The organism is Microvirga sp. jy35 (assembly GCF_056148915.1).
The window spans coordinates 1-12,429 of sequence record NZ_JBWBEW010000069.1; the positions used below are offsets into that span (position 1 = coordinate 1).

Here is a 12,429-nt window from a genome sequence, read left to right on the forward strand (position 1 = left end):
TTGGGCCAATCAGACTGTCGCCTGATCGGCGTCTCCGCCAGAGCTCTCGCGCTGCCCGCGATTACCCGATGTCCACACATGGCACATTCCTGAAGTCGGCGGATTGTCCGCTCACTCGGGAACACCAGACATTCTAAAAAGTCGGCGAACTTCAAAGTCTCACCCGCAGCGGACTCTCCGCAGACGCTGTGATGATTTGCTCAGGTGGTTTGTAGCGCCTGGATTAAGTCGTGGGCAAAGCTCTCGCTGACGGGCGGAAGTGTCCGCTCCGCCTTCTTGATGATTGAGACCTCCCGGGTAAATCGTCGGTCATCTACAGGACGCGAGCGCAAGGTCTGCTCAGCTCGGACTTCCATTGCAGACCCGGGCAGGATGGCGGCCCCCAATCCTGCACGCACCATGCCCACCGCAGTCGACATATACGTCGCCTCAGCGGCGATGACAGGCAATCGGCCAGCCGCAAGGAAGGCGGCATCCACCACCGCACGCACGCTCGTGGCCGGATGCATCAGAATTAGCGGATGTCGGGTCAAAGCCTCCACATCAACCTGTTCCATGTCGCCGAACGAATGTCCGACCGGATAGACAACATGCATGTGATCCTGCGTCGTGTGTAGCACTTCGAAATCAGGATCGGCGATCCGGCCACCTGTCAGCCCAAGATCGACCTGCTCTTCACGGACTTGGGCAATGACTCCGCTTGCGATCACGTCGTGGATCACGAATGAGATCCTCGGGTTTACCTCCCGGAACTGCGCAATGATCTCCGGCAGGACACCCGCAGCAAAAGAGGGCAGGGCAGCAAGGCGCACAATGCCGTGCCGCTGAGCCGCCACGTCTCGGGCCTCGGCCACAACAGCATCAAGGTCCCGCAGGATACGCTGCAACGCCGGCACGAGCTCCCGGCCGATCCGTGTCAGCGAGACAGTTCGGGTGTTGCGGTCGAAAAGGCGTACTCCCAAGGCTTCTTCCAGATTGCGGATCTGCACTGTGAGCGCCGGTTGCGACAGGTTCAGGAGGCTGGCGGCCCGCGTGAAGCTGCCAAGCTGGGCCACGTTAACAAAGGCGCGGATCTGGCGGAGGTCAGGATTCATTAACTGAGACTATTACTGTGATCCAATCAATTCAATTGTGTGATCACCCACTCCGGCATCTAATCTGTGCGAGATCCGGGGGCACACATGAGACAGATCAGGATCGGCGCAGGTGCAGGCTACTCCGGTGACAGGATCGAGCCGGCCATCGAGCTCGCTGAGAAAGGTGACCTTCAGTATCTGGTGTTCGAATGCCTCGCTGAACGCACCATCGCCCTGGCTCAGCAAGCCAAGCTCAAGGATCCCGCCAGCGGCTACGACCCGCTTCTGCCGGAGCGGCTTCGGGCCGTTCTCCCTCTCTGCCATTCCAAAGGCGTCCGGATCATCACCAACATGGGGGCAGCCAACCCCATCGCCGCAGGCGAACAAACCCGGGCTGTCGCCCAGGAGCTTGGCTTGACGGGCCTCAAGATTGCAGCCGTCATTGGCGATGACGTCCTGCCCCATCTATCCAACGGTGACTACCGCATCGAGGAAACAGATGCTGCCGTTGCTGATATCGGCAACCGCGTCGTGTCAGCTAATGCCTATATTGGGGCGCAGCCCATTGCAGAGGCACTTGCCAAGGGCGCGGACATCGTCATCACCGGCCGGGCTGCCGATCCCTCTCTCTTCGTTGGGCCTCTGATCCATGAGTTCGGCTGGGCCATGGAAAACTGGCATCGGCTCGGCCAGGCCACACTGATCGGGCATCTTCTCGAATGTGCCGGGCAGGTGACGGGCGGGTACTTCGCCGACCCCGGCTACAAGGATATCCCCGACCTTGCTCGCTTGGGTTTCCCCATCGGCGAAGTTAGCGAGGATGGCTCCGTCGTCATCACGAAAGTAGCGGGCTCTGGGGGGCGGGTCACGCCCGCCACCTGCAAGGAGCAGATCCTCTACGAGATCCACGACCCGGCGCGGTATCTTACCCCAGACGTGATTGCCGATTTCTCGCGCGTCACAGTCGAAGAGATCGGATCTGACCGGGTCCGCGTCCAGGGTGCCTCCGGCGGTTCCAAGCCCGAGACCCTGAAGGTATCTATCGGCACTGTTGAAGGGTTTGTTGGCGAGGGGCAGATCTCCTATGCCGGACCCGGCGCCCGCACCCGCGGCGAGCTGGCGCTCGACATCGTCAGGGAGCGCCTGAAGCTCACAGGTGTCCACACTTCCGAGTTGCGCTTCGATCTCATCGGCGTCAACTCGCTCCACGGAGACAGGCTCTCGGGGAGCGGCGGTCACAATGAGCCCTACGAGGTCCGCGTCCGCGTCGTCGGGCGCACCGACAGGCCGGACGAGGCGGTGCGGATCGGCAACGAGGTCGAGACCCTCTACACCAACGGACCTGCTGGCGGGGGAGGAGTGACGAAGTCCGTCCGTGAGGTGGTGGGCATCCTCTCGACCTACATCCCACGGGACCTCGTCCGCCCCACCGTTCACTACGTGGAGTGCTGAGATGAAGCTTCGCCAGATCGCCCACTCCCGCACCGGCGACAAGGGCAACACGTCCAGCATCTCGGTGATCGCGTATGATGAGGAGAACTACCCGCTGCTGCTCCGGCACATTACGCCCGAGCGCGTGAAGGCTCACTTCGGCGATCTCGTGGCCGGCGACATCACCCTCTACGAGATCCCGAGCCTCGGCGCCCTGAACTTCGTCCTGCGCCAAGCGCTCGGCGGCGGTGTGACCCGCTCGTTGGTCCTCGACACCCACGGCAAGAGCTTGAGCTCCGCTCTGCTCGATCTTGAACTTCCCGACGATTCCCACCCCGACGAAGCGCCAGTTCAAGGCGACGCCTGACAACCACCCCTGGAGGAGACAACCCATGAGAGTGAAGACCTGGACCGCTGCTACCATGGCTCTTGCCGGAACCCTGCTGGCAGCCTTGCCTGCTGCGGCGCAGACCTATCCGACCCGGACCATCAAGTTCATCGTCCCGTTCGCCGCCGGCAGCGCAACGGACGCTCTCGCCCGCATCGTAGGCGAGCATGCCTCCAAGACGCTCGGACAGTCCATCATCATCGAGAACATGGCCGGCGCGAATGGCAACCTGGCCGCCCAGAACGTAGCCCGGGCTGATCCCGACGGGCACACCGTGCTGATTACCACGAACACGACACATGGCGCCAACCAGAGCCTGATGAAGAACGTGCCCTACGATGCCATCAACAGCTTCGAGCCGGTGACGAAGCTCGGCACCATCACGCTGGCCCTGATCACGAACCCGTCCGTTCCGGCAAAGAACGTGCAGGAACTCATTGCTCACGCCAAGGCAAAGCCGGGCGAGCTCACCTTCGGGTTCGGCTCCAGCTCATCGCGCATTGCGGGCGAGATGCTGAAGTCCCTGGGCGGCGTCGATATCCGGGGCGTGCCATACCGGAGCAATCCTCAGGCCATCACTGACCTGCTCGGCGGGCAGATCAATATCGTCTTCGCCGACATCTCGACCACGTTGCCTCAGGTGAAGGGCGGCAGGGCAAACGGACTTGCGGTCTCGACCGGCAAGCGCAGCCCGCTGGCACCGGACCTGCCGACCATGGCTGAGGCTGGGGTGCAGGGCTATGATCTCGCCGCTTGGTTTGCCGCCTTTGTACCGGCCAAGACGCCCAAGCCCCTCGTCGACAAGCTGCGCGAGGCACTGGTGGCAGCGGTCAACGACAAGGCCACCCAGGACAAGCTCCTCACGGCCGGCATCGAGCCAGAGGCTAGCACTACCGAGGAACTGAAGGCGTTCGTCGGTGCCGAGATCAAGAAGTGGGCAGATATCGTCAAAGCTGCCGGAATCCAGCCAGAGTGAGTGGTCAGCAAGACTGAATGAAGAGATAAGCAGTTTCCGAGGACCCGTGGGTACTCGGAGACGGCTGCATCAGGGAGTGCAGGCGCTTCCAAGATCGGCTGCCGCCTGAGCGAGAGGCCAAAGGAGCGGATGTCGCGAGTTGGCACGCCCTGCAGTCGGCCAGACGAGCCTTCCGCGCCAGCCTCCGCCGAGTAAGAGAACTGTCGAGCAGCGCCCCGTGATACCTTCCGTATCGCTAGACCATCGGATCTGATGCTAGGCGAGCATAGCCCAATATCCGGCGGTATCAGGGGCTGCAACGGGAGGTCTGCTCAGGCAGAGGTCTTCGGACGTTCCTGAGTGCCCGAAGATTTCCTTGAAGAACCCTTAACAGAAGTTGACCCCACGTTTGGGGTATGTGCGCCTTGAAGGGACTAGCGGCACTCTGTGGCAGGCCCCGCCACTCGATAGCGCGCAACTCCTGACTGTCTATCTGGCACTCGTCCGGGATGCCGAGATTAGAGGGGGCAGCACAAGATCTGTTCCCACTGAGACAGTAACGAAGTACGTAGCAAGCACGTGAGCTACCTCTTCGAGTCGGGACCCTTGGCTTCTATCACTCGTATCCCCAAGCGGTGGGACTGAGCTATATGGTGGTCTCAACAACAGCCAAACTAGGGTCGGCGCTAACCTTTAAGGAGCACGAAGCGTGGCCCACTATCTTGGGATCGATGTCGGCACTTCAGCGGTGAAAGTTATCCTTGTGGACGAGTGGCAGGCCGCGGTCGCGGAAGCGGATGTGCCCTTGCAGGTCTCCCGTCCGCAGGACCTCTGGTCGGAGCAAGACCCAGAAGCTTGGTGGCAGGCCGTGCAGGCCGCTCTCGATCAGCTCCGCGTGACAACAGGGGCAGCCTTCGCAGATGTGCGCGGCATTGGCCTGTCAGGGCAGATGCATGGGGCAGTGCTGCTCGATGACAGCAACCGGCCGCTGCGCCCTGCAATTCTGTGGAACGACGGTCGCTCCTTCCGCGAGGCGCAGGAGCTCGGCGCCCAGCATCCCGAACTCTCACGAGCAATGGGCGTCATTCCGATGCCGGGCTTTACGGCGCCGAAGCTGGCCTGGCTAGCACGGCACGAGCCGGAAACCTTCCGCGCCGTGCGCAAGGTGATTCTGCCCAAGGACTACATTCGGTTGAAACTGATCGGCGCCGTGGTCACTGAGATGTCGGACGCCGCGGGCACCTGGTGGCTGGACGAAGCTAGGCGCGACTGGTCCGATGCGGCCTTGGCTGCGACCGGCCTCACTCGCGACCATATGGCAAGCCTCGTTGAAGGTTCGCAAGCCTCCGGCACCCTGCGTCCCGAGATAGCCCAGCAATGGGGCCTGTGGAGTGATGTGGTGGTCGCCGGCGGTGGAGGCGATGCGGCAACAGGCGCCGTCGGACTTGGGGCCATCGAGGATGGATCGGCCTTCATCTCGCTCGGTACCTCGGGACAGCTCCTCGTGACCACGCGGGATTTCAGCCCGGCACCCGAAGGTTTGGTGCATTCCTTCTGCCATGCGGTACCCGGACGCTGGTTTCAGATGGCCGCCATGTTGAATGGTGCAAGCTGTCTCGCCTGGGCGGCCAATCTTCTCAAGCGGGATATCGGCGAGCTGTTGCGCGAGACGGAAGCCGCCTATCGCAAACCGTCCGATGTTCTCTTCCTGCCCTATCTCGCCGGCGAGCGGACGCCGCACAACGATCCTCATGCTCGCGGCGTGTTCTTCGGTCTTTCTCCCGACACGCAGCAAACGGACTTGGCGCAAGCCGTTCTCGAAGGGGTTGCCTACAGCTTCGCCGACGCGAAGCGGGCGCTCGAGCGGGCCGGCACGCTCCTGACGCAGGCCGGCATCATCGGGGGAGGCTCGAAAAGCCGATTCTGGACAAGGATCTTCGCCAGCGTGCTGAACATTCCCATCATGCGCTATCACGGCAGCGACAAGGGACCAGCCTTCGGCGCAGCGCGTCTGGCACGTCTGGCCACCACCGGAGAGGCACAGGAGGACGTTTGCACGGCCCCGAGCGTTCTCGAGATTGTCGAGCCTGACCCGCAGCTGGCAGAACTATATAGCCCGCGCATCGAGTTGTTCCGTAGCCTCTATCGTGCTCTGAAACCAGAATTCGCACGCTCCTGAAACTAAACATGCAATATTGTTGCATCGCTAATGAGAGCAACTGTTAGTGCAGAAAGAACTGTACCTGAACGTCAATGATCAACTGCTCAGGAAAAATTGTGGACTTCTGTCCGAGGGAGAAAGCGAGGGATTGAAAACCGATTGGTATGAAGCATTTACGGCAGTCATAACACCTGCTCATCCAGCCACTCGACCAACATGACAGATTGGCTGAATGCGAGCAGATTAGTACCGCTTCGATGAAGCACCTTTAGGGGGAGCGCCCATGACAGGATCCACCCCGATCCTTGAGATGAAGGACATCTCCAAGACCTTTCCTGGGGTCAAAGCGCTCACGAATGTCACGCTCACCGTCTATCCTGGCGAAATTCATGCGCTGATGGGGGAGAACGGCGCCGGCAAGTCCACACTGATGAAGATTCTGTCCGGTGCCTACCAGGCGGATTCAGGTGGAGAGATTCGCATCAACGGCCAGCACGTCACCATCGATGGACCTCACGCGGCGCGGCAACACGGTATCTCCATCATCTACCAGGAGCTTTCTCTCGCTCCCAACCTGACGGTGGCGGAGAACATGCTGCTCGGGCGCGAGCACAAATCCGGCCCGATAGTCAACCGCCGCTCCATGGAGAAGGCCTGTCAGGACGTTCTAGGACGCCTCGGCGTGCATTTCAGCGCAACGACGAAGGTCAGCGAACTCTCGATGGCCGAGCGGCAACTCGTGGAGATCGCCCGCGCCCTAATTGCAAATTCCCGCATTCTGGTCATGGACGAGCCCACGACCTCCCTCTCTTCCCGTGAAACAGAGGCGATGTTCGCGCTGGTACGTCAGCTGAAAGCGGAAGGTCTCGCCATTATCTATATCAGCCATCGCATGGCCGAGATCTATGATCTCGCTGATCGCGTGTCGGTGCTCCGCGACGGCTCCTATGTCGGCACTCTCGTAGGCGACGACATCTCAGCCGAGCGTCTCGTCCAGATGATGGTGGGCCGGGATCTCTCATCATTCTATAAGAAGGAGCATGACGCCCATCAGAGCCGCGGACCGGTCATGTTCGCGGTCCGAAACATGGGTGACGGCGTTCGTGTGCACGACTGCTCGTTCGACCTGCATGAGGGAGAGGTGCTCGGTATCGCAGGCCTCGTCGGCGCGGGTCGAACAGAACTAGCGCGCCTTATTTACGGGGCCGACCCGCGAACAAGCGGCGAGGTCTTTCTTCAGGGAAAGCACCTTTTGATCCACCGCCCCGAGGACGCGATCAACTCCGGCGTCGTTTATCTGACGGAGGACCGCAAGCACCTCGGTCTCTTCCTCGATCTCACCGTGCGCGAGAACGTGAATGTGAGCGTGCTCGGGCGGGATGCACGCGTGGGAGGCGTGCTCAACCTAAGGTCCGCCAAGGAACGAGCGGCAGCTGCCATCAAGGCACTCGCCATCCGGGTAGCTGGGGACGGCGTGCTTGTGGGCAGCCTCTCAGGCGGCAACCAGCAAAAGGTCCTTCTGTCGCGGCTTCTTGAGACGAAGCCGAAGGTTCTGATCCTCGACGAGCCGACCCGTGGCGTCGACATCGGGGCGAAATCCGAGATCTATCGCCTTATCGATGAGTTGGCGAAGCGGAGTGTCGGCATCATCGTGATCTCCAGCGAGCTGCCGGAGGTCGTGGGAATCTGCAACCGCGTGCTGGTGATGCGCGAAGGCCGAATCGAGGGCGAAGTCGGCGGTGCAGGGCACCCACCGGTGACACAGGAAAACATCATCAGCATCGCGACAGGCGTAAGGGAAGCGGCCGAATGACATCCCCAAATGACACCAGCGCATCTATCCAAGCGACCGGAGCCGCAGGCCTCGATGCGGCATCTCAAAGCAAGCAGCGCCGTCTCGCCTGGCGCTCAACCTTGCAGGCCATCGGCATGCTGCCGGTGCTCATCATCCTCGGCGTCGTTTTCGAGCTGATGTCCGGTCGGTTTATGAGCTTCCAAAATCTGTCAATTGTGATGCAGCAGGCTTCGATCAACACGGTGCTCGCCGCAGGCATGACTTTCGTTATCCTCACGGGTGGCATTGACCTTTCGGTCGGATCGATCCTGGCAGCAGCTGCCATGGTGGCAATCCTGGGATCGCTCATCCCTGAATGGGGTATGCTCGGCATTCCGGCAGCTCTACTGGCAGGCCTCGGGTTTGGGCTCCTGAACGGCGCGCTGATTGCCTTTGCGAAGCTGCCGCCCTTCATCGTCACCCTCGGATCGCTCACTGCTGTGCGCGGCGTTGCGCGTCTTCTCGGAGGCGATACGACCCAGTTTAACCCGCAACTCCCCTTTGCCTTTATCGGCAACGGCACTCTGTTCGGCTTGCCCTGGCTGGTGTGGATTGCCTTTGCGGTGGTGATCATCTCGTGGTTCATCCTTAGACGAACCGTCCTTGGCGTGCACATCTATGCGGTCGGCGGTAATCCGGACGCGGCACGGCTCACCGGCATCAAGGTTTGGGCGGTTCTGCTCTTCGTCTATGCCTTCTCCGGCCTCGCAGCCGGCCTCGGTGGCGTCATGTCGGCGGCTCGCCTGTTCGCGGCGAACGGCTTGCAGCTCGGTCAGTCGTATGAGCTGGATGCCATCGCGGCAGTCATTCTGGGCGGCACCAGCTTCGTCGGCGGCATCGGCTCGATCTGGGGCACGCTAATAGGCGCTCTCATCATTGCCATCCTGTCGAATGGCCTCATCCTCGTGGGCGTCTCTGACATTTGGCAGTTCATCATCAAGGGGCTCGTGATCATCGGGGCTGTGGCGCTCGACCGCTACCGCCTCAAGGGATCGGCGCGCACCTGACACGAGATACAAGCGCCCTGACCGGCGCTCGTATAAGCGACTTCCCGGAAGAATGCACAAGCTCCGGGTGTCGCGAAGCATAAGCACCTGGAGGAATCTATGGCACTTTTCCGTTTCTCTCTCAGCCTTGCCGTTCTCGCCGGTCTTGCGGCTCCGGCCTATGCCAAGGACGTAAAGAACGTCGGCATCTCGGTCGGCCTGCTCGGCAACCCGTTCTTCGTCGCGACTATCAAGGGCATCGAGGCCAAGGCCAAGGAGATCACGCCAGCCGCGAAGATCACATCCGTGTCGGCGGATTACGATTTGAACAAGCAGTTCACCCAGATGGACAACTTCTCGGCGGCCGGCACCGACATCGTCATGATTAATGCGGTCGACCCGAAGGCCATCGAGCCCTCCGTGAAGCGCGCCCAAGCCGCCGGCATGGTGGTTGCCGCCTTCGACGTGGCAGCGGCCGGCGCGGACGTGACTGTGATGACTGATAACGTGAAGGCAGGCGAGCTCTCCTGCCAGTACATAGCCGATCACCTCAAGGGCAAGGGCGACGTCCTCATCATCAACGGCCCCCAAGTCTCATCCATCGTGGACCGTGTCACGGGCTGCAAGAACGTGTTCTCCAAGTACCCGGACATCAAGGTTCTCTCGGACAATCAGGATGCCAAGGGCTCCCGTGAGGGCGGGTTCGCCGTCGGCCAGAGTCTGCTGACCCGTTTCCCGAAGATCGATGCGGTCTTCGCGATCAACGATCCGACTGCCATCGGCGTCAGCCTGGCTGCGAAGCAGCTCAACCGCAACGAGTTCATCATCACTGGTGTCGACGGCGCTCCCGACATCGAGACCGAGCTGAAGTCGGGCACCTCCCTGATCAAGGCCTCCGCCTCTCAGGACCCTTACATCATGGCGGCTCAATCCTATGAGCTCGCTGTTGGCATCGTGAACGGCAAAAAGCCCGAGAAGAACGTGATCCTTCTCGAGCCCAAACTGATCACCGCTGAGAACATCAGGGATTACAAGGGCTGGCAGGCTGTCCGCTGATCCCTGCTCCGACCTGCGGCGGCCATGGTGCGAGCTGTGGCCGCTGCTATCCATTCATGGGCCATCAGGAGGTGTCCCGATGCTGAAGCAGCTGCGCGAACAGGTTCTGGAGGCCAATCTCGAAGTGGTGCGCCGCAACCTCGTGCTTTACACCTTCGGCAATGTCAGTGGCATCAGCCGGGAGGACAACCTCGTCGCCATCAAGCCAAGCGGCGTTCCCTATGACCGCATGAAGGCCGACGATCTTGTGATTACTGACCTTGACGGCAAGATAGTCTGGGGCGAGCTGCGCCCCTCATCCGATCTCGACACGCATCTTCACCTTTATAAATCCTTTCCGGAGATCGGTGGCGTGGTGCATACGCATTCCGAGCACGCCACCGCTTGGGCGCAAGCCTGTCGCCCGATCCCGCCCCTCGGCACCACCCATGCCGATTATTTCTACGGCCCGGTTCCCATCACTCGGGAACTGACGCCGGACGAGATCAAGAACAACTATGTGCGTGCGACGGGCGTTGCCATCACGGAAGCCTTCGGCAACCGTGATCCCATGGAAGTTCCTGCCGCCCTGGTTGCCGGCCATGGCCCCTTCGCCTGGGGCAGGACGCCGGATGACGCTGTGCACAATGCCGTCGTGCTGGAGGCTGTGGCCCGCATGGCCATGTACACATTCTCGTTGCGGCCCGACGCGCAAGGTGTGTCGCAAGCCCTTCTGGACCGGCACTATTTCCGCAAGCATGGCGCGAGCGCGACCTATGGCCAAGCGGAGAAGTAGCACGCTGCCCGTTGAGTTACAGATACCCTTGTTTTGGAGAAATCCATGGCCGTTGTAGCAGGTGTCGATTTTGGCACTCTGAGCGTACGGGTCACCCTCGTCGATGACCGCAAGGGTCCGCTTGGGCTTGCCACGGCGGAGTATCCACTTCACCGCAAACGAGAGAACCCGGACTACGCGACCCAAACCCATGCCCATCACATGGATGCTCTGTCCCGCGCCATGCGCGCCGCCCTGGAATCAGCCGCCGTGAAAGGCGATGACGTGGCGGCGCTCGCGATCGACACTACCGGCTCCAGCGTCGTGATGGTGGGTGAAGGCCTTGAGCCGCTCGATGAGTACTATCTGTGGTGCGACCACCGCGCCAAATCCGAGGCCGAGGAGATCACCCGCCTTGCCCATCAGGAAGGGCTCGAAGCTATTCAATGGTGCGGCGGTGTCTATTCGCATGAATGGGGCTTCTCCAAGCTGCTGCACTGGCTGCGCCACAACCCCGAGAAGCGCGACCTACTCGTTACAGCCCTGGAACACTGCGATATGATGGCGGCGACGCTGACGGGCGTCACCGATCCACGCCTTTTGAAACGCAGCATCTGCGCCATGGGTCACAAATGGATGTGGAATCCGCGCTGGGGCGGCCTGCCTCCGCAGGAGTTTTTCTCCAAGGTCGATCCTCTTTTTGAGGGTATTCGCGATAAGCTCACCGGCGAATACGCAACCTCCGACGTGATTGCAGGCCACCTCACGTCCTATTGGGCAGAGAGGCTCGGCCTGCAGCCTGGCATTCCGATCCCGGTCGGAGCGTTTGACGCCCATTGGGATGCCATCGGGGCAGGTTGCCGGGTTGGGGACGTAGTGAATGTGGTCGGCACCTCCACCTGCATCATCGCCATGGCGCATGACGCCAACCTTATCGAGGGCGTGTGCGGCGTCGTGCCAGGCAGCGTCGATCCGGAACTCATCGGCATCGAGGCCGGCCTCTCCGCAACGGGTGACATTTTCGAGGCGATTGCACGCCGCGCCAACACCAACGTCAGGGAACTCTCGAAAGATTTGGAGCAGTATCGCCCCGGCCAGACAGGCCTCCTGCGGCTGACCTGGGACAATGGCGACCGCACAGTTCTGGTGAAGGCGGACCTCGGCGGCGTCACGCTGGGGTGGAACCTGCTGCACACGGCGCAAGACGAGTTGTTTGCCGCGATCGAGGGCACTGCCTTCCACACTCGGATCATCCTGGAACGAATGGCCGAGGGCGGGGTGCCGGTGGAGCGCGTGATCAATGCCGGCGGCATCCCACAGCACAACGCGGTGTTGAACCAGGTCTACGCTAATGTGCTCGGCCGCCCCGTGCTCGTGCCCAACGGCATTCCGACCGGCCTTGGCTCCAGCATCTTTGCGAGCCTTGCGGCTGGATCGCACCAGGATCTCGATAGTGCTCAGGCCGCCATTTGCCTGTCTTTCCGCACCTTCGAGCCAGATCCGGCCGCGCACGCGGTCTACGAGCAGCTCTTCCAACACTTCAAAGCACTCTATTTCGGCTTCGGCGGCGTCTCTGGACCAGTGGCGCTTGACCATGTATTGCGCGACCTCAAGCGGATCGCGGCTCTGTCGTCAGAACCCGCTCCGTCGGACGTTGCCGAGCGCGTGCCGATTGGAACCGCTTAGATGTCGTTATGATCCTGTCAGGAGCCAGTCTATGATCTTGGTTACGGGAGAAGCCTTGGTCGACCTGTTCATCGGCGCCGCCACGACGACAGGCTTTCCTGC

The 12,429-nt window shown here is 61.3% G+C and carries 10 protein-coding genes; 9 read left to right on the forward strand and 1 reads right to left on the reverse strand.

Annotated elements, in window-relative coordinates; genetic code table 11:
• Positions 1–200: 200 nt before the first annotated feature.
• Complete coding sequence (locus AC0QTX_RS26115; protein ID WP_474606712.1) at positions 201–1,094, reverse strand: LysR family transcriptional regulator; 894 nt, start codon at positions 1,092–1,094, stop codon at positions 201–203.
• 87 nt (positions 1,095–1,181) lie between these two features.
• Here AC0QTX_RS26115 and AC0QTX_RS26120 point away from each other — a divergent pair, with 87 nt between their 5' ends.
• From AC0QTX_RS26120 to AC0QTX_RS26160, 9 genes are all read left to right on the forward strand, one after another.
• Positions 1,182–2,528, forward strand: a complete 1,347-nt coding sequence (locus AC0QTX_RS26120; RefSeq protein WP_474606713.1) for an acyclic terpene utilization AtuA family protein — start codon at positions 1,182–1,184, stop codon at positions 2,526–2,528.
• 1 nt (position 2,529) lies between these two features.
• Entirely contained in the window at positions 2,530–2,874 is a 345-nt protein-coding gene (locus AC0QTX_RS26125; protein ID WP_474606714.1) for an AtuA-related protein, read from the forward strand.
• Between the two features lie 25 nt (positions 2,875–2,899).
• Positions 2,900–3,871 carry a Bug family tripartite tricarboxylate transporter substrate binding protein gene (locus AC0QTX_RS26130; RefSeq protein ID WP_474606715.1) on the forward strand — a complete coding sequence of 324 codons (972 nt, stop codon included), beginning with the start codon at positions 2,900–2,902 and terminating at the stop codon, positions 3,869–3,871.
• A 688-nt stretch (positions 3,872–4,559) separates the two neighbouring features.
• Complete coding sequence (gene xylB / locus AC0QTX_RS26135; RefSeq protein ID WP_474606716.1) at positions 4,560–6,029, forward strand: xylulokinase; 1,470 nt, start codon at positions 4,560–4,562, stop codon at positions 6,027–6,029.
• A 265-nt stretch (positions 6,030–6,294) separates the two neighbouring features.
• Positions 6,295–7,824, forward strand: a complete 1,530-nt coding sequence (locus AC0QTX_RS26140; RefSeq protein ID WP_474606717.1) for a sugar ABC transporter ATP-binding protein — start codon at positions 6,295–6,297, stop codon at positions 7,822–7,824.
• Positions 7,821–8,852 carry an ABC transporter permease subunit gene (locus tag AC0QTX_RS26145; protein WP_210347332.1) on the forward strand — a complete coding sequence of 344 codons (1,032 nt, stop codon included), beginning with the start codon at positions 7,821–7,823 and terminating at the stop codon, positions 8,850–8,852. Before AC0QTX_RS26140 ends, AC0QTX_RS26145 begins: the two co-directional genes overlap by 4 nt.
• A gap of 99 nt (positions 8,853–8,951) precedes the next feature.
• Entirely contained in the window at positions 8,952–9,887 is a 936-nt protein-coding gene (locus AC0QTX_RS26150) for an ABC transporter substrate-binding protein (protein WP_474606718.1), read from the forward strand.
• A gap of 79 nt (positions 9,888–9,966) precedes the next feature.
• Positions 9,967–10,662, forward strand: coding sequence for an L-ribulose-5-phosphate 4-epimerase (locus tag AC0QTX_RS26155; protein WP_474606719.1), 696 nt, complete (start codon positions 9,967–9,969; stop codon positions 10,660–10,662).
• Positions 10,663–10,707: 45 nt separating this feature from the next.
• A complete protein-coding gene (locus AC0QTX_RS26160) occupies positions 10,708–12,327 on the forward strand; it encodes a ribulokinase (protein WP_474606720.1) in 1,620 nt (539 codons plus the stop codon).
• The last annotated feature ends 102 nt before the right edge of the window (positions 12,328–12,429 follow it).

What these genes read in the sequence shown, in the direction of transcription:
- AC0QTX_RS26160 (WP_474606720.1), top strand. Translation starts at nt 10,708, where the DNA reads ATGGCCGTTGTAGCAGGTGTCGATTTTGGCACTCTGAGCGTACGGGTC.
- AC0QTX_RS26155 (WP_474606719.1), top strand. Translation starts at nt 9,967, where the DNA reads ATGCTGAAGCAGCTGCGCGAACAGGTTCTGGAGGCCAATCTCGAAGTG.
- AC0QTX_RS26115 (WP_474606712.1), bottom strand. Translation starts at nt 1,094, where the DNA reads ATGAATCCTGACCTCCGCCAGATCCGCGCCTTTGTTAACGTGGCCCAG.
- AC0QTX_RS26140 (WP_474606717.1), top strand. Translation starts at nt 6,295, where the DNA reads ATGACAGGATCCACCCCGATCCTTGAGATGAAGGACATCTCCAAGACC.
- AC0QTX_RS26125 (WP_474606714.1), top strand. Translation starts at nt 2,530, where the DNA reads ATGAAGCTTCGCCAGATCGCCCACTCCCGCACCGGCGACAAGGGCAAC.
- AC0QTX_RS26145 (WP_210347332.1), top strand. Translation starts at nt 7,821, where the DNA reads ATGACATCCCCAAATGACACCAGCGCATCTATCCAAGCGACCGGAGCC.
- AC0QTX_RS26150 (WP_474606718.1), top strand. Translation starts at nt 8,952, where the DNA reads ATGGCACTTTTCCGTTTCTCTCTCAGCCTTGCCGTTCTCGCCGGTCTT.
- AC0QTX_RS26120 (WP_474606713.1), top strand. Translation starts at nt 1,182, where the DNA reads ATGAGACAGATCAGGATCGGCGCAGGTGCAGGCTACTCCGGTGACAGG.
- AC0QTX_RS26130 (WP_474606715.1), top strand. Translation starts at nt 2,900, where the DNA reads ATGAGAGTGAAGACCTGGACCGCTGCTACCATGGCTCTTGCCGGAACC.